This is a genomic window from Gemmatimonadota bacterium (genome assembly GCA_009841265.1).
In the GTDB taxonomy this organism is placed as follows: Bacteria; JAAXHH01; JAAXHH01; order JAAXHH01; family JAAXHH01; genus JAAXHH01.
Map to the genome: position 1 here is coordinate 28,071 of VXMB01000007.1, position 25,156 is coordinate 53,226.

Sequence of the window (25,156 nt, forward strand, 5' to 3'; positions counted from 1 at the left end):
ATGACATCCCTTACGCGAATCGGTATACCGCGACCCGGCATACTGCGATCGGCCGGCATTTCCCGCCGCGCCGTGGTCCTGGGGCTGGCACTCGCCGTCCTGATCAACATCTGGGTGCCCTTCGGTTCCTTCATCCTGCAGTCCTCCCGCATGACGGTAGGACACCTGCCGATCTCGGTCCTCATACCTTTCTTCTTCCTGCTCTTCATCGTCAACCCCGCCCTGCGAACGTGGCGGCCGACCTGGGTGCTGACCGGAAACGAACTGGCCCTGGTCTTCGTGATGATGTTCGTTTCCTCCCTCGTGCCGGGCAAGGTACTGGTCGCCTATCTCATGGGGGTCATCGCGACGCCGTACTATTTCGCGCGGCCCGAAAACCAGTGGGCGGTCACCTTTTTCGAGTACCTGCCCGACTGGCTGCTGGTGAGCGGCCAGGGCAATACGCTGGTGTGGTTCTACGAAGGGATCCCGGAGGGGGCCGGCGACGTCATCTGGGGACCCTGGCTCCCGCCCCTCTTCTGGTGGCTGACCTTCTTCGTGATGCTCTTCTTCATGGGCGCCTGCATGTCCACCATCATGCGGAGGACGTGGGTGGCCCACGAGCGACTGACCTTTCCGCTCGTCCGGATGGCGGTCGACCTGATCCGCCACGACGACCGGACGGAACGGACTTTTCCGGGTTTCGCCTACGACCGATTGTTCCAGATGGGCTTCGGCCTCACGCTGGCCCTCATGATCTGGAACATCGCCGCGTTCTGGGGGGCCATCTCGCCCATTCCCATCGGGGCACTTTACCGAACCACGATGATACTGGTGGAAGGCACCGATGCCATCCGGGTCAGCGTCAACATATATGCCCTGTGCTTCGCCTTCCTGGCGCCGCTCGAGATTACCTTCAGCCTGTGGTTCTTCGCCCTGTGCGGCGTGCTGGAAGGCGGCCTGCTCGACCGCGTCGGACTCCAGTTTTCCGACAGCCCGGTGGGGGTGAACGCCGTGGTGAAGGCCCAGTTCTTCGGCGGGTTCATCGTCTTCGTCTTCTGGCACCTGTGGACGGCCCGCGCGCAGATCGCCGACGTCTTTCGGCAGGCCCTGCGTGGCGGTGAGCAACCGCCCACGGAGTTGATGTCCTATCGCGTCGCCGTGCTCGGCCTGGCGGGCAGCGTAGTGTACCTGGTGGCCTGGCTGGTGGGTTCGGGGCTGTCCTGGCAGGTGGTGCCCGTATTCCTGTTTTTCCTCTTCGTGCTGTACCTGGGCACGGCGCGGATCATCGCCCAGACGGGCCTGGCCTTCCTGGATCTGCCGGTCAACGCCCACCATTTCACCATTCTGACCCTGGGATCGGGGAACATCGACCACCAGAGTCTCACCACCCTCGGCCTGGGATCCGCCTATGCCCGAAACTGGCGGGGCATGGGCATCGGCACCATCGCCCAGTCGGACAAGGTGATGTCCGACCTGCGGCAGGACAAGCGGGGGATCCTCGCCCTCATGATCGCCACCTTCGTTATCAGCCTGCTCACCTCCGTGCTGTACACGGTCTACATCGGGAATACGACCGTAGGCGCGTACAACTTCGGCGAGCGCGACGCCTTCGGCGGCATCAACGAGACCTACTACGACGACATTGTGCGCTGGATCCGGAACGCCAGCCAGCTGCAGCCGCCCGAGTTCCTGTTCATGGCCCTCGGCGGCGTCATCATGCTCGTCATGACGGCCCTGACCTACCGGTTTCCCGGCTGGCCCCTGGCGCCGGTGGGTTTCACCGTGGCCTTCGCCGACGTGACCCGGCTCCTCATGTTCTCGCTGTTCCTGGCCTGGCTGATCAAGATGCTGCTGCTGCGGATCGGCGGGGTGACGTTCTACCGCCGGGCCCAGCCCTTTGCCTGGGGCGTGCTCGTGGGGTACACTACGGGGGTTTTTCTCGGGTTCGTCGTGGACTGGATCTGGTTTCCTGGGCAGGGGCACGCCCTGCATGAATGGACGTAGCCTTGCGCGGGCTCCCGGTCAGGGGCACGCCCTGCACGAATGGACGTAGCCGGGGCCGACTGCGGTCAGTGATTACATTTAGCGTATATACAATGGCTCTACGTCCCGCAAGAGCCGGTCGATCTCGGCGAGGTCGTGCCGGTCCAGCCTCCCAGGCGCCCGCGTGAACGTCGATGCGATCAGGCCCCGCCGTTTCAGGATCTCCTTGCAGAAGATCACGCCTTGCAGGCTTTCGATGTTGATGAGCGGCAATAGCCGGGTGTGGATCTCCCGCGCGCCTTCCACGTCGTCGGACCGGTAACGCTCGTAGAGGCGGACCAGTACGTCGGTGAACTCGCAGGCCGGCATGGTGCCGCTCGCACCGCGGTTCAGCTCGTCGATGAACCAGCGTCCGCCGAACCCGGTGAAGACGCCGTGCAGTTCGTCCCCGCAGGTCTCCAGCAGCGCCGTCACCGAATGGCCCGGCGGCATCATCTCTTCCTTGATGTACTTCACGTGCGGAATGTCCAGCAGCAACTCACGGATGACGGCCGGTGGGAGGCTGGAACCCAGTGGCGGATCGAAGTTCTGGATGAAAACGGGTTTCCCCATGGCTTCCGCGACCCGGCGGTAGTAGTCGACCAGGCCGTCCAGCCCGGGCTTGAGCACGTAGGGCGGCAGGGCGATGGCGCCGTCGGCGCCGGCCTCGCGCGCGTGGCGGCTGAACATCACGGCGACCTCGGTACTCACCCCGGCCACGCCCGCGATCATGGGGATGCGCCCGTCCACCTGCTCCACGGCCACGTCCACGACCCGCTTCCGCTCGTCGTCCGAGAGCAGCCAGAACTCGCTCACCATGACGGGATAGACGATGCCGTGGGTGCCTGTATCCACGCAGAAATCGATTTGCCTCCGCAGTCCCTCCTCGTCCAGTGCGCCGTCGTCGGTAAAGGGCGTCTGCGGTATGGTGAATATGCCGTGCCAGCCATGCCGGCCGTCGCTTGTCATGCCAACCTCCCGTGATCGCTAAGGTTTAATCCGTGATTGTGCGGCGCTTCCAGGGGCATCCCGGACGCCTTTGCGGAAGGGGTCCGGGTCGGGTCCGTAAACCAATATAATGATTGACAGAAAGGGTGCCACGCCCCTATTTTGTGTCGTTGTTTTTGAATGGATAAAAGGCTCGCAGCCGACGTGCAGAATACCCCGGGGAAGCTTGATGACAACGGACGTGGAACCCGATGTAGCATCGCTGGAACTTCACGAATGGCTCGAATCGATTGAGTACGTCATTTCGCAGGGCGACCCGGAACGCACCCGCCGCATCCTGGCGGCGCTGGAGTCCCGGGCCGCCGAGTCCGGCGTACGCCTTCCCTTCTCCGCCAACACGCCCTACGTCAACACCTTTCCCGTCGAACTGCAGGAACCTTATCCCGGCGACCGCGACCTGGAACGGCGCATCAAGAACATCGTGCGCTGGAACGCCCTCGCCATGGTGGTCCGCGCCAACCGGGCCGACGCATCCATCGGCGGGCACATCTCCACCTACGCGTCTTCCGCGACGCTCTACGAGGTGGGGTTCAATCACTTTTTCCGCAACCGGAACGGAAGCCACGAGGGCGACCTCCTCTTCGTCCAGGGCCACGCCGCGCCCGGCATCTACGCGCGGGCCTACCTGGAAGGCCGCGTCACCGAAGAGCAGCTCAAGCACTTCCGCCACGAGGTGAATACGCCCGGCCTGTCGTCCTATCCCCACCCCTGGCTGATGCCGGACTTCTGGGAGTTCCCCACGGTGTCCATGGGCCTCGGCGCCATCACCGGCATCTACCAGGCCCGTTTCATGAAATACCTCGAAAACCGGGGGATCAAGAATCCGAGCGACTCCAAGGTGTGGGTCATGATGGGCGACGGGGAGATGGACGAGCCCGAGTCCCTCGGCGCCATTACCGTGCCGGTCGTCGAAAACCTCGACAACCTCATCTTCGTAATCAACTGCAACCTGCAGCGGCTCGACGGCCCCGTCCGGGGCAATCACAAGATCATCCAGGAACTCGAGGCCATCTTCCGGGGCGCGGGATGGAACGTCATCAAGTGCATCTGGGGCAGCGACTGGGATCCCCTCCTGGAAAAGGACGGCGACGGACTCCTCGTGAACCGCATGCACGAGACGGTGGACGGCCAGTACCAGAAGTACAGCATGGCGTCCGGCGAATACATCCGGAACAAGTTCTTCGGCGTCCATCCGGATTTGAAGAAGATGGTGGAACACCTGTCCGATTCGCAGCTGCAGCACCTGCGGCGCGGCGGCCACGATCCGCTCAAGGTCTACCACGCGTACAAGGCGGCCGTGGAAACCGAAGGGGCACCGACGGTCATCCTGATGAAGACGATCAAGGGATACGGCATGGGCGACAGCGGGCAGGGCGCCAACAGCACCCACCAGATCAAGAAGATGGAGGACAGCGACCTGCTGGCCTTCCGGGACCGGTTTCGGATCCCGATTTCCGATGAAGACGTGGCCGAAGTGCCCTTCTACAAGCCGCCCGAGGACAGCGAGGAGATCCAGTATCTTCACGAGCGGCGCAGGGCCCTCGGCGGCTACGTGCCCTCCCGGCGGACGACCTTCACGCCGCTGCACGCGCCGAAGCAGGACAAGTACCGCAAGTACTACGAGGGGACCGACCGGCAGGTGTCGACGACCATGGCCTTCGTCAACATCCTGTCGGACCTGATGCGCGACAAGGAAATCGGCAACCTGATCGTGCCCATCGTCCCCGACGAGGCCCGGACTTTCGGCATGGAGGCCCTGTTCCGGCAGTCCGGCATCTACTCCCCGGTGGGGCAGCTCTACGACCCGGTGGACAGCGAAACGCTCCTGTATTACCGCGAATCGAAAGACGGCCAGTTGCTGGAAGAAGGCATTTCGGAAGCGGGCGCCATGTCGTCCTTCATCGCCGCCGGCACGGCCTACGCCACCTACGACATCAACACCATCCCCTTCTTCATCTACTATTCCATGTTCGGCCTGCAGCGCGTCGGCGACCTGGTGTGGTCCGCGGGCGACATGCGCTGCAAGGGATTCCTCGTCGGCGCCACGTCGGGGCGGACCACGCTGGCAGGCGAAGGACTTCAGCACCAGGACGGCAACAGCCACCTGCTGGCCTACCCGGTTCCGAACCTGCTGGCCTACGATCCGGCCTACGGCTACGAACTGGCGGTGATCATCGAAGAAGGCATCCGGCGCATGTACGAGGATCAGGAGGACGTGTTCTACTACCTGACCGTGCACAACGAGAACTACGCCATGCCGCCCATGCCCGGCGACCCCGAGGCGACCCGGGAGGGCATCCTCAAGGGGATGTACCTCTTCCGCGAATCGGAAATGGAGGACGGCGACCTGCGCGTCCAGCTCTTCGGAAGCGGCGCCATCCTGAACGAAGTGCTCAAGGCCGGCCGGATCCTGGAGGAACAGTACGGCGTGGCCGCGGACGTCTGGAGCATCACCAGCTACAAGGCGCTGCACAACGAGGCGGTGGACGTGGAGCGGTGGAACATCATGCACCCCGAGGAAACGCCGCGCGTGCCCTACGTGACCTCCTGCGTGGCCGACGTGCCGGGACCCTACGTGGCGGCCTGCGATTACGTGAAAGCGCTGCCGGACACGGTATCCGCCTGGTTCCCGGGCCACCTGATCACGCTCGGGGCCGATGGATTCGGACGCAGCGACAGCCGCGCCGCCCTGCGGGATTTTTTCGAAGTGGACGCCCGGTATATCGCGCTGTCCGCGCTCTACGGCCTGATGCGCGACGGCAAACTGCCGGCTTCCACACTGAAGCAGGCGATGGCCGACCTGGAGATCGACGCCGACAAGCCGAATCCGCTCATGCTGTGACGGGCCGAAGCAGGCGATGGCCGATCCGGAGATCGACGCCGACAGGCCGACTCCACACAAACTAATGGCAGAGGGACGCAAGACCTATGGCGACGCCTTTCAATCTTCCGGCGCTGGGTGAGAACGTCGACGCGGGCACCGTGGTAGGTATCCTGGTGGCCGTCGGAGATCAAGTCGAAGAAAACCAGCCCGTCCTGGAGATCGAGACCGACAAGGCCAACCTCGAGGTGCCGTCGGGATTCAGCGGAGTGGTGACTGAAATCCTCGTGGAGAACGGCGCGACGGCCGAGGTAGGCGCGCCCGTGCTCATGTATGAAGAAGGGGCGGGAGAGGGTGCGGCAGCCGGCGGGGACGCGGCAGTCGTCGAGGCCGAGATCGAGGACGCCAGCGAGGCCGACGCTGCAGAAGCGGAAGTAGAGGCGGAGGCTGTAGCGCCTGCTGCCGGTGCGCCTGACGCCGAAACCCGGGAGCCGGCCCCACAGGCCCCACAGACGCCGCCGCCGCCGGAACCGAGTGTTTCGCAAGAACCGAGCGCGCCACCTGCCGCGGACGCTGGTCCAGCGGAGATAACCGCAGCTCCACCACCCCCTTCGCCGCCGGCCCCGGTCGTTCCCGCAGCTACTTCCACTTCAGGCGCGCCTGTACCGGCAGCGCCTTCCGTACGCCGCTTCGCCCGGGAGATCGGGCTCGACATCGGCCAGGTACCGGGAACCGGTCCCGACGGCCGCATATCCGTCGAAGACGTCAAGTCTCATTCCAGGCAGTTGAGCGCCGGTCAAGGGGCTGCCGGTCCCAGACCATCCGCTCCGGCTTCTCTGCCGGACTTCGCGAAATGGGGTCCGGTGGAGACCGAGCCCATGAGCAACCTGCGCCGCGCCGCCGCGGAACACCTGTCCGCCGCGTGGTCGAACATCCCCCACGTCACCTATGCCGACAAGGCCGACGTCACCGACATGGAAGCCCTGCGCAAGCAGTTCGGCCCCGCGGCCGAAGCCGCCGGCGGCAAGCTGACCATGACGGCCATCGCACTGAAGATCGTGGCCGCGGCGCTCAAGCGATTTCCGCTCTTCAACGCCAGCGTCGACATGGCCGGGCAGGAGATCATCCACAAGAAGTACTACCACGTGGGCGTGGCGGTCGATACGGACCGCGGCCTGGTCGTGCCGGTCATCCGGGACGTGGACCGGAAGAACATGGTCGAGTTGTCTGTCGAACTTTCCGAGGTCGCCGCCCGGGCGCGGGACAGGAAGCTCTCGCCGGACGACATGCAGGGGAACACCTTCACGATCTCAAATCTGGGCGGGTTCGGCGGTACCTTCTTCGCGCCGATCATCAATGCGCCCGACGTGGCCATCCTGGGGCTGGCGCGAAGCCGCATGGAACAGATATACGTGGATGGCGCGTTCCAGCCGCGCCTCATGCTGCCGCTGATGATTTCCTACGACCACCGGCTCATAGACGGCGCGGACGGCGCCCGCTTCACGCAGTGGCTGGTCCAGGCCTTCGAGGAACCCTTCCTGCTCAGCCTGGAGGGTTGACGTACCGGACCAGACTTGCCGGATCGTACCTGCCGAATCCCCCAGTCCGGACTGAAGCCTGACGTGCCAGCCGGACCACATCCCCAAAAGAAAACGAGGCGGTCCTTGTCGAACCGCCCCGTCCAATTGATCTTCGTCGTACTGTAGTTGAACCCTGAATTCCAGGGTGCCCCGCTACCGGGAGATCAGTCCACGGTCTCCATCGTCGTTGCCACCGATTTCAAGAGCCTGTCTTTCATATTCCACACCGTGTAACCGGTGTCGATCAGCCCGGTAGGCGCGTCCTTCCACTCGGCATCCTTGCCGTAGAGGAAATAGGCGTCCCAGACCATGGGGTCCTTGTGTTCCAGTTCCCCCGACTTCTTGTACCAGAATCCCAGTGCGTTCGCGGGGTCCCACATCTGGCTGACCCGTTTGTCGCTGAACACCTGCTCCGCCGCGATCTTGGCCGTATTGACCGCGTCGTTTCGGAGTATACGCTGCCAGACCACGTAGACCCGGAGGTCATCGGAGGGAAACTTATTCAATATCTCTTGCTGCACCGCCCCGGCGCCGCTTATGCAGTGGCCTCAGGTAGGCGAGAACATCACGACGAGGCGGACTTTTCCGGTATCGCCGTTGAACGCCTTCTTGAAATCCACGAGGCTGAGCGGTTCCGGGTTGAAGCTGGTGTTGGTGTTGAGTTGAGCGCCGGCCTGCGAAGCCCACGACAGGGCTCCGGCCAAGATCAGCGCGGTGACCAAGCGAATTCGGTTTGTCATTTGCATCGATCCATTTTCAGGTGGTGGACTAAAACCCCGGTCGTCCCGGGCCGGTCGGGTTAACTATGATATCGACTATGCGTATAGATTGACAAGTGAAATCTTAAGCCTTTTGGACGGCGCAACTAGACCGGGACGATGCGACTAGACCGGGACGGCGTGGTCAGATCAGGTCCGCACTGTCAGACGTTGAAGCGTGCTTTCAGACGCTGAACCGGACGTTGATCACGTCCCCGTCCGCGACGACGTACTGCTTGCCTTCCACGCGCAGCGTGCCTTTCTCCTTCGCGGCCTGCCATCCACCGAGATCGAGCATCGCCTGCCAGTCCAGCGTTTCCGCCCGGATGAATCCCCGTTCCATGTCCGAGTGCACCGTCCCGGCCGCTTCGGGCGCCGTAACGCCCCTTGTGACGGTCCAGGCCCTGACTTCGTTTTCGCCCACGGTAAAGAACGAGATCAGGTTAAGGAGCCGGTACGATGCGGTGATCATGCGGTTCAGGGCCGATTCCTCGATGCCCAGATCGTCCAAGAAAGCGCCGGCGTCGTCCTCGTCGAGCTGGGCGATCTCCATTTCGACCTTCGCACAGAACGCCAGCGAATCCAGCCCTTCGGTAATTTCATCCAACTCTTCCAGTCTGCTCGCTTCCTTGCCCAGATCTTCTTCGGGGATATTCAGCGCAAGTAGCACCGGCTTCTGCGAGAGGAACCGGTAGCCTCGAAGTCTCTTCTCGTCCTCCGGCGAAAACTGGAGATTCCGGATCAACCCACCGCCCTCGATCTCCTGCTTGCACTGTTCGAGCAACTCCCATTCCCGCACCAGGTCGGGCTGTTTCGTGGACCGGGCCTCTTTGGAGAGGCGGGTCAGCCGGCGCTCGATGATCTCGAGGTCGGCGATGGCGAGTTCCAACTCCACCGTCTCGAAATCCGCGCCCGGTGTAACGGACGTACCGGCCAGATCCGGGAAGCCACGGAGGACGTGCACGAGTACGTCCATAGTGCGCAGGTCGGCGAGTCCTCCGGCACCCTGCTGTTCCTCCTGCCTTCCCGAACCGGACGTGATGCCGCCTACATCGAGGTATTCAACGGTGGCGAAAGTGGTCTTGCGTGGATTGAACAGACTGGAAAGGCGTTCCAGTCGCGGGTCCGGGACCCGGATCGTCCCCCGGTTGGCCGTGTTCTGCCCACCGTAACCGCCGGTATCCGCGTTGGCCCTGACCAGCGCGTTGAACAACGTGGTCTTCCCGGAACCGGGCAGCCCGACGAGGCCGATCTGCAAAGCGGTGTCCTCCCATCAAACACAAAACGCGCGGATCATCGCCTTGTACGCGTCGATCGCAAGGTCGAACTGGTCCAGGGCCATCCATTCGTCCACCGTGTGGGCCTGGCGGATGTCTCCGGGACCGAGCAGGATCAGCTCCATTGTCCTGCCAAAGACCAGTCCGTCGGTGCCGTAGGGAACCGTGTGGGCCTTCTCCGTGCCGGTGATCCCCAGGGCCGTCCGGACAAGCTCCGAGTCCGCGGGCGTACTGAAGGGGTCCCCGATCTTCTGGATCGTCAGTTCAACGCCGTTCCGTTCTGCCGCTTTTCGGGTGCGGTCCAGGAGGGCTTCCTGGTCCTGCCCGGGCATCGATCGGTAGTAGACCGTGCATGTGCTTTTGGGCGCCGTCATGTTGAGGGCGACGCCGCCGTCGTTGACCCCGATGTTCCAGTCGGAAAAGGGCGGATCGAACTCGTCGTTCAGATGTCGGGGTTCCGACCTGAGCTCGTCGTGGATGGCCTTCATCTCCACGAGAAAGGGGATCATGGCGTGATGGGCGTTGACGCCTCTGCCGGTGCTGCTGTGGGCCGCCCGCCCCTCCGTCTCGCCCCGCATGAAAACCGCGCCCTTGTGCGCTCGTACGACCTCCATGCGCGTCGGCTCGCAGATGATCCCGTAGCGCAGCCCGCTGCCGTTCAGGAGTTCGGACCGCTCGCTGACTTCGGCCGCGCCCCAGCACCCGACTTCCTCGTCGGCGGTGAACACGAGATAGATCGGCGCGGAGAGTTCCGACGCCTCGAAGGCCGCCCCCGCCGCGAGCATGGTGGACAGGGCGCCCTTCATGTCGCAGCTTCCGCGGCCGTATATCCGGTTGTCCCGGATCTCTGCCTTAAAGGGGTCCGTTTCCCAACCGTCTACCGGGACGGTGTCCGAATGGCCCAGCAGCGCGAGGCCGCCCTTCCCCTCGCCCTTGCGGCCGACGAGGTTGACCTTCTCCACGCCGTTGTCGTCATGGTACGTAATGCGTTCGACCTGAAAACCCACGCGGTCGAGCTGGTCCTGGAGGTAATCGGATACGGCGGCGTTGCTGTTGGCGCTGATCGAATTGAACGCGATCAACTCCCTGGTGACCTGGAGGGGATCGAACATCGCTTAAAGCCTGCTTTCTTTGGTTGGAGGATGCCAATGGGAGGATGCCGGAGGTCGGAAAAACACGTCGCCCGTAATCAATTGTCTACCTTGGGGTTACAGATTCGATAACCCCATGTTGTAAATTTCCTTGGGCCGTCGAATTAGCTTGGCCTCATATAGGCAAATGTAACCTGTTGGGCGGCGTGAGGCAAGTCTGCGAAAAAAGATTTGACATACCGAATCAAATTTGATATAATGATATCCAGATAACATATTATCATCGTTCATCAATGGAGATTTCCATGAATGCCAGCAAAGAGATTCCTAAGGATACTACTCTCGAAGTACGCGATCCAGGGCGCCGGAAGAAGGGCGACAAGAAAAAAACGCGGCAGGTTTTGATGCGGCTGGATGAAGCGGAGGTCGAGTCTCTTCAGTTTTATTGGGAGATTACCGGAATGAGCTTCAGCCGGATTCTCAAGTTCTCTGCAATCTTGGGGAGTCTGGCGTTCCCATACGCATACCTGTTGGCCAAGCTGGACAAGCGGCCAGACAACGAGTTTTCGAGCTATCTGACTGGGTTGTGCCAGGAAGCAGCTCGCGAATTTGGTACGATTATGCAGGAGAAATACGACGCAGCAAAGGCTAAGGCTGAAAAGGTCAACGATGTTTAGCACCCAATTCTTGAACCGGGTAACCGTCCAGGAAGTGCTCAGTGTCAATCGGCGTCTGGCTCACGAAGGCAAAGCAGGATCTCCCGGTTGTCAGAAGACTACGGGCGGGTCTGCACAATATCAGGCATGGAGGAAGTGGGCAGGCGGCTCGCTGAGTTAAGTGGCATACAGAAACGCCTGCACGAGGGAGCGGCCGCCACTCTCAAGAAGGCGAAGGAACTGGCCACTTGTAAAGAGGAGAGCGCTAACCGCAGGCGGCAGATTCGGAAGGTCGAAGCGCAGATCAAAGCAGCATGACTATCATCACAAGGAGGGATTTTCATGACAAAAGAAATCTCGCTGATCCAGTTTAACGGCGGACGGACATTATCGGTCCGAGATCAGTTTTGGCTGTTTAGTCGCGAATTCGTGGTGTCAGCCATCGTTCTAAGCAAGCGCGGCCGATGCATCGATGTCCAGACGTCCAACGGTCCCATACTGCGGTACGACGTGGATGACCTTGAAGAGATCCGTTTCCGCGAGCAGCGGGATACTACAACGGAGGAGTGACGATGTACCCCAAGACAACCGAGTCCCATCACTTTGCTTTACAGCATTTAGTACTTTGGATCATGAAGTTGATTAAAGAGAAAAGGTATCGTAGTGACTTGGTGATACTTGAACACACGTACGTGTATAGTGCAGCGCATGACGCTTATATAGATATATTCCCACTGGGCGATTCTGAAAGCAATGCCGAGCTCTTGAAAATGGCCCACGAAAGAGCGAGAAAGGCTATCGCGGATTTCGAGACTAACAACCCAAACAGAAAGGACTAGCTCGTTGCCGCATAGGCGCGGCAACCCGACCGCCGCGCCTCAATTCATTCTTATAATACCCCACGCTACTTCATATCGTTTCAACTCCTTACTAACAATTACTTAACTTGAAAATACCGCAGCCTACATCTTGACCGGGCGGATCGCGACGCTTGGGTGACCTGCATTTGAAACATGAACCCGGTTCGGAACCCGCTGCTCCTTAACCAGTCCACGGTCTTCAAGAACCTAGCGGGCGGAAACGTACCCGAAGACGAGGCGCTGAGGATCGCGAATCAGTCGTGATTTCGGAGCGTATTTGTCTGGACGTCCTAATGCGACATACTGCATCCCATGCAGGGTATAACGGAACAGGCCCTACCGGCGTCAGTACATGCGAAATTGGCGCTATCGGAACTCGGCGAAAGTCAAGGCGGATCGCGACGCCTGGAGGGCGAAACACAGCAAGCATGAAGGAGCAACACGAGGAGTTAGCTTAATATGCCAGACAATTCCGCTGCCGCTTTATCGGCAGGCCCGGTTAACCCTCATCGGAGCCGAAACTGGATATCTGGTTGGGTTTCAAGGTCCCAGATACTTGAAATAAATCGAGCCTGCAGAACTTAACCTGACTAAAACCTAACAGGCGGGGGTATTGCCGGGCCGTACGTTAATGAATACGTTGCCTAAGACCGTTATCATGATGCCCTCACGTTTGTTTAGGATTGTCAAGGAAAAATGAAAAAGAGTAACAAAATGTATGTGTTTTTACTGTTGACCGTTCTGACGCGTTGCGTCAAATTGCATCAAGAAGCAACTTTGAGGAGTATATAGAAGTATATAGTTATATTACTCCCCATATTACCATATTTCAGAGGGTATTACCATGACTATTCGGGTTACAGTAGGGTATAAGCCTGATGGAAACGGCTACTATTTCTTTTGCCCGGCTTTCCCGGAGATTCTCATAGGAAGTATGACAGAGGAGGAAGGATTTGATTCGATACCAGACGCTATCGGGTTAGCTATCGAGCATCGGATTGTGCATAACATACCATTGCCGGTAGGTCCGAATTTCAGTTTTGTATTAGAGCGAGAAGAAGTCGTGTCAGAACCTGAAATGATAGATGAAGATTACAGGAGTCTTGAATTACATGGCGATTTCTCGCTTAGCGTGGGAACAACTTAAGTCAGTCCATGTTGAAAAGTTAATGACTGCCCTTGTAAAAGATGGATGGGTGAAAGTCGTACGTAGGAACAACATGGCTCGTTATGTGAAAGATGGCATGCCCCTACCTATCATCATACACATTCATCCCAAGAAAACCTTCGGGGAAGACCTCCTGAGAGACATTCTTGGCAGGACAATGTGGACTGATGACGATTTGCTACGGTTGAAATTGATTAAGCGTAAACCCAAGTCGCGTTAATCAGCCCGGAAAGTCACCCCACCGTTGCATAAGCAAACCCCGTCTTCTACAATTCGTTTTTTGAATTAGCCTGTTCAACTGTGTTACCAACGTTGCACACAGGGCTATTTCGTGTATTTCGCGAGGAACGTGAATCCCCTTCGTGTCGGGGGATTTGCGGCACAATGTGATATTATAGGGGATATTACGGAGTTGAGGTTGGAATGCCGGAGGTCGGACTCGAACCGACACGACCTTGCGGTCAAGGGATTTTGAGTCCCTCGCGTCTACCAATTCCACCACTCCGGCACAATCAAGATAGCCCGCCGGAGACATGCGCGTCAGGCGGGCTATCGGTCAATATAAAACGGGGACGACGGGACTCGAACCCGCAACTTCTGCCGTGACAGGGCAGTGCTCTAACCAGATTGAACTACGCCCCCGATTTGATGCATGGGCGATACTGGATTCGAACCAGTGACCTCATGCTTGTAAGGCATGCGCTCTGAACCAACTGAGCTAATCGCCCGCAGGTGTATCCACGCTACGGTCGACGCGATTCCCGGTCGCTGGCCGAACCGGTTCGCGGGAACTTCCCTCTCCAGATCAAGATCACGGGAATGCCCACGCAGTAACCGGAAACCATAAGCAACGGCGCCAGGGTGATCGATTCATAGGCCAGCGCGATGAAACCCGCCAGTATGACGCCGAGTACGATGGCGAGGAGACGAAGGTGACTTCCACGGAACGGCAGGACATAAGCCTGGGGTGCCGTGGCGCGCCGCCGTCCGGAAGACCGGTTTGAACCGGACGCTGACTGCGATCTTCTTCCCATTTCTCCTTAAGCCTCCACGACCGGCCAATATAGGTAAAAAGGCGCTTCGCGTCAAGTCCAAATCAAGGCGGAAAGGCCCTTATTCCTTGACCACCCAGAGCTTCACGCCGGCCTCTACCTGGGCGTGCAGCGCGATGGGAATCGTGTATATGCCTAGCGCCTTGATGGGCTCGTCGAGATGGATCTTCCGCCGGTCGATATCGTAGCCCTTCTCCTTCAGCAGATCGGCGACGTGCTGATGGGTGACGGAACCGAACATGCGGTCTTCTTCGCCGACCTGGACGACGGCGGTGAGGGAGACCTCTTCCAGGACGCCTGCGAGTTCCTCGGCCTGTTCCCGCGTTTTGGCTTCCAGGGCCAGTTGCCGCTTCAATTTGCCCTGGAGCATCTTCAGGTTTCCGGGCGTTGCCGGAATGGCCTTCTTCGTCAGCATCAGGTAGTTCCTGCCGAACCCGTTGGAAACGTCCACGATTTCACCGACGCTTCCCACGTTCCGCACCGACTCGGTCAAAATGAGCTTCACGTCCGACTCCTCGGCTACTTGTAGGTTTCTGGCTACTTGTAGGTTTCTTCGATAAAGGGGAGCAGGCCGATGGCCCGGGCCCGCTTGATGGCCTTTGCCAGGCGCCGCTGGCATAACGCGCTCGCGCCGGAAATCCGGCTCGGCACGATCTTGCCCCGTTCGGTGACGAAGCGCCGGAGCGCCTTCGGGTCCTTGTAATCGATGTTCTTGATGCGGCCCGGTATGCGTTTCTGCTTTCTCCCCCTGGTCATTCTGGATTGGTTCATGCTTCCGCTCCCGTTTTCTTATCGGCCTGTTCCGCCTTCTCGGCCTGCTCGGTTTTCTCGGCCTGTTCCGCCTTCTCGTATACATGGGCCGGATGCTTCCTGACCCGCTTCGTCATGTGCCTGAGCACGCGACCGTTCAACTTGAACGACCGGTCCAGCACGTCCACCAGGGCCGGTTCGCCGTCGAATCGGATCAGCGTGAAATTGCCCTGATGGGCGTCGTTAATCTCGTAGCTGAGCTTTCGGCTTCCCCAACGTTCCGTGTCGATGACTTCTCCCTGGTTCGACGCGATAAGCCCCTCGATGGCGGAGATTTCTTCCTCGAGCGGTGCTTCTTCGAGCTTGGAATCGATAATCACCACTGTTTCATAAGACCGCACGTGCATGCTCCTTAAGTTGTTTGCGGGTTCGCTCAAGCCGGACGGCCTTCAGTCCGTGAACGACGGTTCAGTCCGTGAACGACGGACCGTTATACCGGTTCGCGGCCTCGCCGCAACCTTCGCTTACGAACACCTCCAGCTGGTCGCAGGCCCGGTCGAGGACGATGGGCAGATCCGTTGCTTCCTCTTTGGTAAACACCTCCAGCACGTAATCGACCAGCGTATCGGCGTCCCGGGGGACGTCGATGCCGATGCGCTGGCGGGCGAATGCTTCCGTGCCCAGCGCCTCGATAATGGACTCCAGGCCCCGGTGGCCGCCATGACTGCCTTTCGCCCTGAGGCGCAGCGTACCGAAGGGCAGGTTGACGTCATCGCAGACGACCACGATGCGATCGACGTCGAGTTCGTAATGTCCCACCGCCTCCCGGACCGCGTAACCGCTGCGGTTCATGAAGGTCACCGGCTTGACCAGCGCCACGGGCAGTCCGCAGATCTTCGCGACGGCGCCGTGAAACCGCTCGCTGACCGGGGCGAGCTCAAGACCGAGGCGCCGAAGCCAGGTGTCGATCACGTCGAAACCGGCGTTGTGGCGCGTGTCCGCGTACCGGACACCGGGATTGCCAAGGCCGATGAAGGCATGCATGGACGGATCGTCAGGCCGCTCTGCGGGCCGCAAGGAACCGGAATCGGCATGCTGACACATATCCGGGCTGCCTTAGTCTTCTTGCTCGTCCTCGGTCCCGTCTTCTTCCTCGCCGTCTTCCCGGGCCTGGCCGATGATTTCCGGCTCTTCCTGCTCCAGGTCGACTTCCTCTTCCTCCGGCTCCTCGGCCATCGGCGTCAGTACCGATACCACGGCGACCTCTCCGTCGGTGACGATTTCGACGTTCTCGAAGGAAAGATCGCTGATGTGGATCGTATCGCCCATGCTCAGTTCGCTGATATCCACTTCCAGGTGCTCTGGAATCTCGGAAGCCACGCAACTGATTTCGACCACCCGCAGGGACTGGTCGAGCACGCCGCCGTCTCTCGTCACGCCGATGGGCTCACCGATCATCACGAGCGAAACCTCCGTGGTGATCCGGTCGCTCATCCTGATCTGCTGGAAATCGGCGTGGAGCAACTGGTTTCTCAGGTAGTCCCGCTGGATATCCCGCAACAGGGCTTTCTTGTCCTCCATGCCCTCGATTTCCAGGTTGATGACGACGCTCTCGCCCCGGGTCTTTCTGAGGAAGCCCTCGAACTCGCGATAGTCGAGGGTCAGCGGCGTGGAAGATTCCCCGCTGCCGTAGACCACGGCGGGTAGCGCGCCGTCCCGCCGAAGCGACTTGGCGACCTGTTTGCCGGTGTCCGTCCGCTGACGGGCTTTTAACGATACCTGGTTCATCTACTTCTCCTGTTTCAAGTCTGATCCGACGATTCGAAGAGCGAACTGACGGATTTTTCTTCGTGTATGCGCTTGATCGCCTCGCCGAACAGGGACGCCACGGACAACTGTTCCAGCTTGCCCCGACACATGTCCTCGTTCAGGCGTATCGAATCCGAGACGATCAGGCAGTCCAGTACGGAATCCTCCACCTTCTGCATGGCGTTTCCGGAGAGCAACGCGTGGGTGCACGCCGCGTAGATCGTCTCCGCGCCGTTCTTCTTCAGGGCCTCGGCCGCGCCGGTCAGGCTCCCCCCGGTGTCGATCATGTCGTCGCGGATGATCACGTTCTTTCCTTCCACTTCGCCGATCACGTTGACGACCTCGGACACGTTGGGTCTCGGCCGACGCTTGTCCACCAAGGCCAGCGGGCAGTTCAGCCGCCTGCCGTAGGACCGGGCCATGGCCATGCCCCCGGCGTCCGGGGACGCGATCACCAGGTCATCCGAAGTACCCAGTTCCCTGAGCCGGCGGGTAAATACCGGCGCCGAATACAGGTGGTCCAGGGGGATGTCGAAGAACCCCTGGATCTGGGGCGCGTGCAGGTCCATGGTCAGCACGCGGTCCGCTCCGGCCGCGGCGATCAGGTTCGCCATGACCTTTGCCGAAATGGGTACCCGGGGTCCCGCCTTGCGGTCCTGGCGGGCGTAGCCGTAGTAGGGGATCACCGCGGTGGCCCTTCGCGCCGATGCCCGTTTGGCCGCGTCCAGCAGCAACAGAAGTTCGACGAGGTTCTCCGCCGGCGAGTTGGTCGACTGGACTACGAACACGTCGGTGCCGCGGATGTCCTCGTTGATGTGGATCCGGATCTCGTCGTCGCTGAAACGGGAAACGGCGGCGTTGCCCAGGGGTACGCCGAGATATTCGCAGATGTCTTGTGCAAGCGGTGCGTTTGAATTCCCACTCAGAATCTTCAAACCGACCGCCACGTGCCGCCCTCCTCTAGTACCTCGATTAAACCGCGGCATCCCGCCGGGATGACGAGGAGACCGCGAAGACCCGCCAGGACGGTTCAACCCGTCCCCGCAAGTCCTGTGCTATCCGTTCCGCCTCCGCCCGGCCGGGTGCCAGTCCGAAGACCGACGGGCCGCTGCCGGACATCAGCATACCCTTCAGTCCGGCGCCCGCAAGCAGGTCCCTCGCCCTTTCGATTTCGGGGTGGGCTGCCCGGACCGCCGGTTCCAGGTCGTTATGCAGACAGGAGGCCAGTCTATCGGCATCCCCGGCCTGCATGACAGAAGAGATTAAGTTAATACAGGACGCGTCTTTTGTCAATTCCATTTTCCACTGGCTGTAGGCCCATCCGCTCGCGACTTCGAGGGGCGGGCAGACCAGGACGTAGTGGCGCGGTCCGGGCGCATCCAGCCAGGCGACCTTTTCCCCCCGTCCGGAAGCTACGGCCACACCGCCATGGAGGCAGAAGGGCACGTCGGATCCGAGCTCCGCGGCGAGGTCCGCCAGGTCTTCTTCCCCCAACCCCAGCGACCAGAGCGCGTTGAGCCCGTGCAGCGTCATGGCCGCGTTGCCGCTCCCGCCGGCGAGTCCCGCGGCCACGGGGATGCGCTTCTCGATGTGGATCCGCGCGCCCCGTTCGCCGAGTCCGCAGCGCTCACGCACGAGTCCGGCCGCCCTGTGGACCAGGTTGCGCCCGTCCGTCGGTACGGCCGGATCGGAACAGGAGACGGTCGTTCCCTGCTCCTGTGCGGACACTTCCAGTTCATCGGCCAGGTCCACGGTCTCCATCAGTGTGACGATCTCGTGGTAGCCGTCGGCCCGCTTGCCGAGCAGGTGAATGGCGAGATTGATCTTGGCAAAGGAACGAAGGGTCATTCGCCGTCCGCAATGCGGGAGGTAGTCTGCGTGATGATGATGTGGACGATGATCATGTGCATGTTTTCCGCCATGCCGTAGTCGTCCACGGGGACGTGGACCGAGTGATCGGCCATTTCCTTCAGCTTCCCGCCGGAGAACCCTGTCACCGCGACCGTTATCATCCCGGCGGAACGGGCGAACTCCATGGCGCGGATCACGTTGGGGCTGTTCCCCGACGCGCTGATGCCGATGACTACGTCTCCAGGCGCGCCGAGATTGCGCAGCTGCTGCTCGAAGACCAGGTCGTAGTCGAAGTCGTTGGCCCATGCCGTGACGTAGGGCAGGTTGTCGGTGAGGCTGTTGACCCGGAAGCGGGACGCGTCCTCCGTGCCGCGGAGCGTGCCCTTGCCCAGGTCCACGGCGAAGTGGGAAGCCGTGGCCGCGCTGCCGCCGTTGCCGATGACGAAGATCCCCCGCCCGTTCTTCCGCGCGTCCATCAGGAGATCGATGAGCGCCTGCACTTCGCCGGGTTCGATCCGGCCGAGGACCTCCTTTGTCCATTCGAGGTACTCGCGGATCATCGGACCACCCCCGTCCATTCGAGGTATTCGCGGATCATTTCGATACCTGCCTTCGCATGTTGAAGATCACCTTGGTGCCGTCGCGTTCCAGGTTGAAGGGCAGTTCCCGGTAGTCGGACAGCGCGTCGCGCACCCGGTATTGGGTAGACTCCGGGCAGCACAGGAGCAGGAAGCCGCCGCCGCCCGCGCCGCACACCTTGCCGCCCGTGGCGCCGGCGTCCCTGGCCTTCCGGTACATGGTGTCGATCTCGTCGTTGCTCACGAGTCCGGACATTTTGTACTTCCAGGTCCAGCCCCGGTCCAGTAGCTCGCCCATGCGGTCGATCTCCCCTGCCGCGAGGGCTGATCGCGCGCTTTGCGCCACGGACTTGATCTCTTTCACCAGGGCGAACTTGTCGGTCATGTTCGCTTTCTGCTCGCGCAGGATGGTCTCCGCCTTGCGGGTCTTGTTGGTGTAGAACAGCATCAGGCTTTCGCTCAACCGTTCCGCGTGGCCGTCGGCGAGGCCGAGGCGTTCCACCTCCACGCCGCCGGGCCGGAACGTGAACCCGCACAGTCCGCCGTAGGCCGCGATGTACTGGTCCTGCTTCCCGATGGGCTGGCCGCACCGTTCGATCTCGATCTCGCAGGCGTCCCGCGCCAGTTTCTCGGTCGGCTGCGGGTTGCCGCAATAGGTATACAGGGCATTCAGCAGGCCTACCGTGATACTGCTCGAGGACCCCAGGCCCGATCCCTCGGAAGGGATGTCCGTCAGCGTCGTGATCTCCACGCCCCGGGTCACGCCGGTGAGCCGCAGCGCCTCCCGGATCAGGTCGTGCTCGATCTCATCCGGATGATCGACGGCCTCCCGCTTCGAGTAGTTGATGTAGATGCGGTCGTCGAACCGTTCGTTGATGATGACGAAGATGTACTTGTCGATGGCCGCGCTGACGACCAGACCGTCCTCCCGTTCGTAGAAATCGGCGAAATCCGTGAGGCCGCCGGCGAAGCTGATGCGCAGGGGCGTCTGGGTGATGATCATGGATTCCCGCCGGTGGTTTCGTCGGTGGCGTCCGGGTGCGCCCCCCGCGCGTCGGTCGGGCCAGCCAATTGCGAATCGCCGCGGCCTGCCCGCCGCGCCAGGTATCCGTCCAGGGCGTCCTCCCAGGCAGGTAATTCCGCGATGCCCATGGACCTGATCCGGCCGTTGTCCAGCACCGTGTACAGGGGCCGGGCGGCGGGAGCGCCGTACGCTTCGGTGGTCGTGGGCTTCAAGGCCGCTTCGATGCCCGTTTTTCGAAATATGGTCCGTGCAAAGTCATAGTAGGAACACGCGCCTGCGCCGGTCACATGGTACGTGCCGAAGGCGTCGGTGGTCACCAGTTCCGCAAGGGCGCGGGCCAGGTCGGCCGTCCCCGTGGGCGACATCACCTGGTCGCTGACCACGACCACTTCTCGTCTTTCGGTGCCGGCACGGATCATGGCCTCGACGAAATTGTATCCTTTCCCGCCCCCGCCGGAGTGGCCGAACAGACCGGTGGTGCGGATGATGAAATGACGGTCCCAGGTCGAACGCACTAGGTGTTCACCGGAGAGCTTGGCCGTGCCGTAGACATTCAGGGGCAGGGGCAGGTCATCCTCTCGGTAAGGTCGGTCCGCCGTGCCGTCGAAGACGAAATTCGTGCTGACGTGCACCAGTTTCGCCCCGTACATGCGGCAGGCCATGGCAAGGTGCCAGGGGCCGAAGGCATTGACGGCGAAGGTCTTGTCGGGATGGGACTCGCATTCGTCGACGCGGTGGTACGCCGCGGTATTGATCACCGCTTCGGGCCGGTGGTCCTTCAGCAGGCCGTAAACGCGGTGTTTCTCGGTGACGTCGAGTTCACCGTGCGTGCACGGAATCAGTTCGTGATCCACCAGCGAACGCTGCAGGTCCGTACCCAGTTGTCCCCGGGCCCCGGTTATGAGGATGCTCATTTTCTTGTGTTCATCTGGTCCAGGTCGTCGTCGACGGTTGCGGCCGGGCTACGCGGAACTCTGGCGGCCGGGCTACGCGGAATCCAGGAGCCGGCGGGTTGCCGGTCAGGCGTCCCGCAGGTGTTGCTCGACAACCCCCGGCGCCTGATCCACGGCTTCGTCGATCCGGGACGCGTCCTTCCCCCCGGCCTGCGCCATATGCGCCTTGCCCCCGCCGCCGCCCCCGATGAAGGCGGCCACGTCCCGCGCCAGCTTGCCCGCGTGGAGGCCGCGCCCGGAAATCGCGCCGTCGGTCACCACGACGATGCATACGGGGCGTTCCTCGAAGCTGGCGAACAGCACGCCGACCGCTGCGCCGGAAAGTCGTTCGCGCAGCGTGTCTCCCATGGCGCGGAGGGTGTCCACGTCCGGGCAATCCACCCGGCCCGCGGCGACGGCGACGCCGTCCGCGTCCACGGCGCCGTCTACGAGTTCATCGGCCCAGTTCCCCGCCGAGGACCGGCCCATTTCGCGGACGTGCCGTTCCAGTTCGCGGACCCGCGCGGTCAGGTCACCGGCCCTTTTCACCAGGTCCTCCGGATCGCCCTTGAGGGCTTCCGCGGCCCCCGCGACGAGTCCTTCGTCCCGCTTGACGGTTTCGTACGCGCCGGCGCCGGTCAGGGCCTCCACCCGCCGCACGCCGGCGGCGATGCCCGACTCCCGGACCAGCCGGAACAACCCGATCTCGCCCGTGGCGCCGAGGTGGGTGCCGCCGCACAGCTCCAGGCTTACCTCGCCGATGCGCACCACGCGCACCCGGTCCTCGTACTTTTCCGTAAAAAGCGCCATAGCGCCCTGGCGCTTCGCGTCTTCCAGGTCGGTTTCGAACGGTTCCACGCCGATGTTCTCCCAGACGAGCTCGTTGACCCGGCGTTCGATCGCGTTCTGTTCTTCGGGCGTGACCGCGCTGAAATGCGAGAAATCGAAACGCAGGCGGTCGGGCGCGACCACGGAACCCCGCTGTTCCACGTGGGCGCCCAGGGTTTCCCGAAGCACGGCGTGCAGGAGGTGGGTCGCCGTATGGTTCCGCATGATGGCCTGCCTGCGGGCTGCGTCGACCCGCGCGGTGACGGTCATGCCGGGCTTGAGATCGGCGGCGCTTTCGGGGTCGCAGTGGTGGATGATGGTGTCACCGTCCCGCGTGGTGTCCAGCACGGCGATCCGACCGCACGATTCCGTCTCCAGCCAGCCGGCGTCGCCCACCTGTCCGCCCGATTCGGCGTAGAAGGGGGTTTGGGTGAGGATGACGTAATCACCCTCAGCAGTTACGACCTCGGCATCTTCGACGGCGAGCTTATCGTATCCCAGAAATATGGTAGGGTTCACAACCTTGACATCAACCGTGATTGATGGCGTACCGCTCGTGATCCTCGCTTTTGTTGACCGCTCCCGCTGCCCCTCCATCTCCGCCTCGAAGCCGGCCATATCCACGGTCATGTCCTTCTCATCGGCCATCAGCTGTGTCAGGTCCACCGGGAAACCGTAGGTATCGTACAGCTTGAAGGCCTCTTCGCCCCGGATTTTATTTCGACCTTCGGCGCCTGCCCGTTCGACGATATCCTCGAAGAGTTCGATGCCGTGATCGAGCGTGCGCCCGAAGCTTTCCTCTTCGGACCGGATCACCTGCTCCACCTTTTCCTGCGCGGTACGGAGTTCCGGGTAGGCTGCGCCCATCTCTTCGGTGAGCGTCGGCACGAGCCGGTAGAGGAAGGGATCAGACAGGCCGAGATTGCGGCCAAACCTTGCCGCGCGCCGGAGTATGCGCCTGAGGACGTAGCCCCGCCCTTCGTTGGAAGGCAGAGCGCCGTCGGTTATTGCGAACGCCAGGGCCCGGATATGATCGGCGACGACGCGGTAGGCCACGTCCGTATCCCCTTCCGCGTAGGGATGTTGCGACAGTTCGCCGATGTGGTCCATCAGTGGGCGGAACACGTCGGTCTCGTAGTTCGAATCCACGCCCTGAAGGATGCTGAGCATGCGTTCGAACCCCATGCCCGTGTCGACGTGGCGGGACGGCAGGGGCGTCAACGCGCCATCGGCGCCTCGGTCGTACTGGATGAAGACCAGGTTCCAGATTTCCACCAAGCGTGTAGGGTCTTCAAGTGCTTGGTCTCCGTTGGCCCCGCCGACATGGCCGGGATCTTCATTCCGACCTGTCCGCTCCGGACCCAGGTCGTAGTGGATTTCCGAGTTGGGACCGCAGGGCCCGGTCTCGCCCATTTCCCAGAAGTTGTCCTTCTCGTCGAATCGGAGTATGCGGTCGGCGGGCACGCCGGTGTGACGCTGCCAGAGCAGCTCGGCCTCGTCATCCTCGCGGAACACGGTAACCCACAGTCGTTCGGCGGGGAGTTTCAGCCTCTCCGTGAGCAGTTCCCAGGCCCAGGTGATGGCTTCTTCCTTGTAGTAGTCGCCGAAGGACCAGTTCCCGAGCATTTCGAAGAAGGTCTGGTGGATGGGCGACCGGCCCACGTCTTCGAGGTCGTTGTGCTTTCCGCCGGCGCGAATGCACTTTTGGAAATCCACCGCGCGCACGTATTCGCGGGTGCTCTTCCCAAGGAAAACGTCCTTGAACTGGTTCATCCCCGCGTTGGTGAAGAGCAACGTGGGATCATCCCAGGGCACCACGCTGGCGCTCGGCACGATCGTATGGCCACGGTCGGCGAAAAACTCGATAAAGGACTTTCGCAGTTCGGCTCCGGTCAATTTCGGGACTCCTCTATCTCGTCCAGCACGCGATGGACGACCTGGTAGATGACGGCCTGCCCGAACCCGCGCCTGCCCAGGAAGGCGACCATGCGGCGGTGTGCCGCATCGCGGTCGAGCCGGGCATATCGATAGGACTGGCGGCGCAGCGCCTCGTAGGCCCGTTCGGTTTCCCCTTCGCGGGATGCACTTTCCTCGAGGGCGGTATCGACGACTTCGGCGTCAATCCCCTTCTGACGCAACTCGCGGCGCAGCAGGGACAGGCCGGCCGGCCTTCTTCGAAGCCGTTCGTCGATCCACAGCCGGGCGAAGCGCCCGTCGTCGATCAGCCCCGCGTGTTCCAGCCGGTCCAGCACCTGGTCGATCACCTCGTCCGTCCGGCCCCTGGACTTGAGTTTCACCGCCAGCTCGCGGCGGGTCCGCATGCGGTGGTCGATGAGCCGGTGGGCTTCGGTCATGGCCCGGGAGACGCCGTCGGCCAGTTCCACTTCCTGCAGCCGTTCCGGGTCCATCGCCTGACCGTCGAATAGTCCGAACCGGAGGAAGGTCTCTTCCGTAATCGTCAGGATGCGTTCCCCGTCGATCGTGACCTTGCGTTCCCGTCGACCTCCACTCCCCCGCGGCGTGATATCCGTTATGGTCGGCATGGTCATTCCAGTTCGACATGATCGATGACCGTGTACAAGGGCCCGTCCGGTTTCAGATCGCTCTTCACCACGGCCGCGCGCTTCACCGCAAATGGTTCGGTCTCGAAGGCCATGTCTCCGATCAGATCCGTCAGCTTGGTCAGGCCCCGCGGCGATCGCACCCGACCGATAGTCAGGTGCGGCGAAAAGGGCCGTTCCTCGCGAACGAAGCCGCGGGCGTGCAGTTCGGCCTCGATGCGTTGCTGCATGGCGACCAGTTCGTCCCGTCCTTCTACGATCGAAACCCAGAAAACGCGCGGGCGGTTCATATCCGGGAAGGCGCCGATGCGTCCCAGTTTCAGGTCGAAGGCGCCCGCCGAATCGAGCGCCGCGCTCAGCCCATCGCGAATGACCGCCGGCTGGTCCGTACCAATGTTACCGAGGAATTTCAGCGTGACGTGGATGTTGTCCGGTTCGACCCACTTGATGTCGGTCCCCGTCGTATTCAGGTGATTGATCAGTTGCGCGATCCGGTCCTTTGCGGAATCCGGGACTTCCACGGCGATGAACGTTCGCATCGAATACCT

The 25,156-nt window shown here is 61.6% G+C and carries 26 protein-coding genes and 3 tRNA genes; 7 read left to right on the forward strand and 22 right to left on the reverse strand.

The annotated features are described in order from the left end of the window. Positions 1-1,986 carry a hypothetical protein gene (locus tag F4X08_01750; protein MYD24526.1) on the forward strand — a complete coding sequence of 662 codons (1,986 nt, stop codon included), beginning with the start codon at positions 1-3 and terminating at the stop codon, positions 1,984-1,986. A gap of 78 nt (positions 1,987-2,064) precedes the next feature. Here the strand turns inward: F4X08_01750 and F4X08_01755 are convergent, their stop codons facing one another. Then, a complete protein-coding gene (locus tag F4X08_01755; GenBank protein MYD24527.1) occupies positions 2,065-2,973 on the reverse strand; it encodes a dihydrodipicolinate synthase family protein in 909 nt (302 codons plus the stop codon). Between the two features lie 208 nt (positions 2,974-3,181). On the opposite strand from F4X08_01755, the gene aceE reads away from it, so the two are divergent. Together aceE and F4X08_01765 are read left to right on the forward strand one after the other, a co-directional pair. Then, a complete protein-coding gene (gene aceE / locus F4X08_01760) occupies positions 3,182-5,854 on the forward strand; it encodes a pyruvate dehydrogenase (acetyl-transferring), homodimeric type (protein MYD24528.1) in 2,673 nt (890 codons plus the stop codon). A gap of 86 nt (positions 5,855-5,940) precedes the next feature. Further along, positions 5,941-7,392 carry a branched-chain alpha-keto acid dehydrogenase subunit E2 gene (locus F4X08_01765; protein MYD24529.1) on the forward strand — a complete coding sequence of 484 codons (1,452 nt, stop codon included), beginning with the start codon at positions 5,941-5,943 and terminating at the stop codon, positions 7,390-7,392. A gap of 185 nt (positions 7,393-7,577) precedes the next feature. On the opposite strand, the gene F4X08_01770 is transcribed toward F4X08_01765, so the two are convergent. The 4 genes from F4X08_01770 to F4X08_01785 all read right to left on the reverse strand — a co-directional run bounded on the left by F4X08_01770 (position 7,578) and on the right by F4X08_01785 (position 10,560). After that, positions 7,578-7,919, reverse strand: a complete 342-nt coding sequence (locus tag F4X08_01770) for a hypothetical protein (GenBank protein ID MYD24530.1) — start codon at positions 7,917-7,919, stop codon at positions 7,578-7,580. A gap of 42 nt (positions 7,920-7,961) precedes the next feature. Then, positions 7,962-8,153: a hypothetical protein gene (locus F4X08_01775; protein MYD24531.1), complete on the reverse strand. Its 192-nt coding sequence runs from the start codon at positions 8,151-8,153 to the stop codon at positions 7,962-7,964. Positions 8,154-8,355: 202 nt separating this feature from the next. Continuing rightward, positions 8,356-9,429 carry a redox-regulated ATPase YchF gene (gene ychF, locus F4X08_01780; GenBank protein ID MYD24532.1) on the reverse strand — a complete coding sequence of 358 codons (1,074 nt, stop codon included), beginning with the start codon at positions 9,427-9,429 and terminating at the stop codon, positions 8,356-8,358. Positions 9,430-9,444: 15 nt separating this feature from the next. After that, a complete protein-coding gene (locus F4X08_01785; protein MYD24533.1) occupies positions 9,445-10,560 on the reverse strand; it encodes a M20 family metallopeptidase in 1,116 nt (371 codons plus the stop codon). A 284-nt stretch (positions 10,561-10,844) separates the two neighbouring features. Between F4X08_01785 and F4X08_01790 the strand changes: the two genes are divergently transcribed. From F4X08_01790 to F4X08_01805, 4 genes are all read left to right on the forward strand, one after another. Then, the gene (locus F4X08_01790; protein MYD24534.1) at positions 10,845-11,216 is read left to right on the forward strand and encodes a hypothetical protein; all 372 of its coding nucleotides are present in this window, start codon (positions 10,845-10,847) and stop codon (positions 11,214-11,216) included. An 87-nt stretch (positions 11,217-11,303) separates the two neighbouring features. After that, positions 11,304-11,513 (forward strand): hypothetical protein, encoded by a 210-nt coding sequence (locus F4X08_01795; GenBank protein MYD24535.1) that lies wholly within the window; start codon positions 11,304-11,306, stop codon positions 11,511-11,513. Positions 11,514-11,537: 24 nt separating this feature from the next. After that, positions 11,538-11,765, forward strand: coding sequence for a hypothetical protein (locus F4X08_01800; protein ID MYD24536.1), 228 nt, complete (start codon positions 11,538-11,540; stop codon positions 11,763-11,765). 1,134 nt (positions 11,766-12,899) lie between these two features. Further along, entirely contained in the window at positions 12,900-13,202 is a 303-nt protein-coding gene (locus F4X08_01805; protein ID MYD24537.1) for a hypothetical protein, read from the forward strand. A 445-nt stretch (positions 13,203-13,647) separates the two neighbouring features. On the opposite strand, the gene F4X08_01810 is transcribed toward F4X08_01805, so the two are convergent. The 17 genes from F4X08_01810 to thpR all read right to left on the reverse strand — a co-directional run bounded on the left by F4X08_01810 (position 13,648) and on the right by thpR (position 25,147). Then, positions 13,648-13,731: transfer RNA gene (locus tag F4X08_01810), tRNA-Leu, on the reverse strand. 59 nt (positions 13,732-13,790) lie between these two features. Then, positions 13,791-13,865, reverse strand: a tRNA-Asp gene (locus F4X08_01815). An 11-nt stretch (positions 13,866-13,876) separates the two neighbouring features. Further along, positions 13,877-13,951, reverse strand: a tRNA-Val gene (locus tag F4X08_01820). A 15-nt stretch (positions 13,952-13,966) separates the two neighbouring features. After that, positions 13,967-14,257 carry a hypothetical protein gene (locus F4X08_01825; protein MYD24538.1) on the reverse strand — a complete coding sequence of 97 codons (291 nt, stop codon included), beginning with the start codon at positions 14,255-14,257 and terminating at the stop codon, positions 13,967-13,969. 79 nt (positions 14,258-14,336) lie between these two features. After that, a complete protein-coding gene (locus F4X08_01830; GenBank protein MYD24539.1) occupies positions 14,337-14,780 on the reverse strand; it encodes a 50S ribosomal protein L9 in 444 nt (147 codons plus the stop codon). Positions 14,781-14,812: 32 nt separating this feature from the next. Beyond that, positions 14,813-15,046, reverse strand: coding sequence for a 30S ribosomal protein S18 (gene rpsR, locus F4X08_01835; protein ID MYD24540.1), 234 nt, complete (start codon positions 15,044-15,046; stop codon positions 14,813-14,815). After that, a complete protein-coding gene (rpsF, locus tag F4X08_01840) occupies positions 15,043-15,462 on the reverse strand; it encodes a 30S ribosomal protein S6 (protein ID MYD24541.1) in 420 nt (139 codons plus the stop codon). The genes rpsR and rpsF overlap by 4 nt, the downstream gene beginning before the upstream one ends. A gap of 31 nt (positions 15,463-15,493) precedes the next feature. Then, positions 15,494-16,129, reverse strand: a complete 636-nt coding sequence (locus F4X08_01845; GenBank protein ID MYD24542.1) for an aminoacyl-tRNA hydrolase — start codon at positions 16,127-16,129, stop codon at positions 15,494-15,496. Between the two features lie 12 nt (positions 16,130-16,141). Next, positions 16,142-16,813 carry a 50S ribosomal protein L25 gene (locus F4X08_01850; protein ID MYD24543.1) on the reverse strand — a complete coding sequence of 224 codons (672 nt, stop codon included), beginning with the start codon at positions 16,811-16,813 and terminating at the stop codon, positions 16,142-16,144. 14 nt (positions 16,814-16,827) lie between these two features. Then, positions 16,828-17,781, reverse strand: coding sequence for a ribose-phosphate pyrophosphokinase (locus tag F4X08_01855; GenBank protein MYD24544.1), 954 nt, complete (start codon positions 17,779-17,781; stop codon positions 16,828-16,830). Between the two features lie 25 nt (positions 17,782-17,806). Next, the gene (gene ispE, locus F4X08_01860) at positions 17,807-18,682 is read right to left on the reverse strand and encodes a 4-(cytidine 5'-diphospho)-2-C-methyl-D-erythritol kinase (protein MYD24545.1); all 876 of its coding nucleotides are present in this window, start codon (positions 18,680-18,682) and stop codon (positions 17,807-17,809) included. Then, entirely contained in the window at positions 18,679-19,263 is a 585-nt protein-coding gene (locus F4X08_01865; GenBank protein ID MYD24546.1) for an SIS domain-containing protein, read from the reverse strand. Before F4X08_01865 ends, ispE begins: the two co-directional genes overlap by 4 nt. A 16-nt stretch (positions 19,264-19,279) precedes the next feature. Then, complete coding sequence (locus F4X08_01870) at positions 19,280-20,266, reverse strand: GHMP kinase (GenBank protein ID MYD24547.1); 987 nt, start codon at positions 20,264-20,266, stop codon at positions 19,280-19,282. Beyond that, on the reverse strand, positions 20,263-21,201 hold the full coding sequence (gene rfbD / locus F4X08_01875; GenBank protein ID MYD24548.1) for a dTDP-4-dehydrorhamnose reductase: 939 nt from the start codon (positions 21,199-21,201) through the stop codon (positions 20,263-20,265). Before rfbD ends, F4X08_01870 begins: the two co-directional genes overlap by 4 nt. Positions 21,202-21,306: 105 nt before the next feature. Beyond that, positions 21,307-23,943, reverse strand: a complete 2,637-nt coding sequence (alaS, locus tag F4X08_01880) for an alanine--tRNA ligase (GenBank protein ID MYD24549.1) — start codon at positions 23,941-23,943, stop codon at positions 21,307-21,309. After that, complete coding sequence (locus F4X08_01885) at positions 23,940-24,596, reverse strand: regulatory protein RecX (GenBank protein ID MYD24550.1); 657 nt, start codon at positions 24,594-24,596, stop codon at positions 23,940-23,942. Before F4X08_01885 ends, alaS begins: the two co-directional genes overlap by 4 nt. Beyond that, complete coding sequence (gene thpR, locus F4X08_01890) at positions 24,593-25,147, reverse strand: RNA 2',3'-cyclic phosphodiesterase (protein ID MYD24551.1); 555 nt, start codon at positions 25,145-25,147, stop codon at positions 24,593-24,595. Before thpR ends, F4X08_01885 begins: the two co-directional genes overlap by 4 nt. Positions 25,148-25,156: the final 9 nt, after the last annotated feature.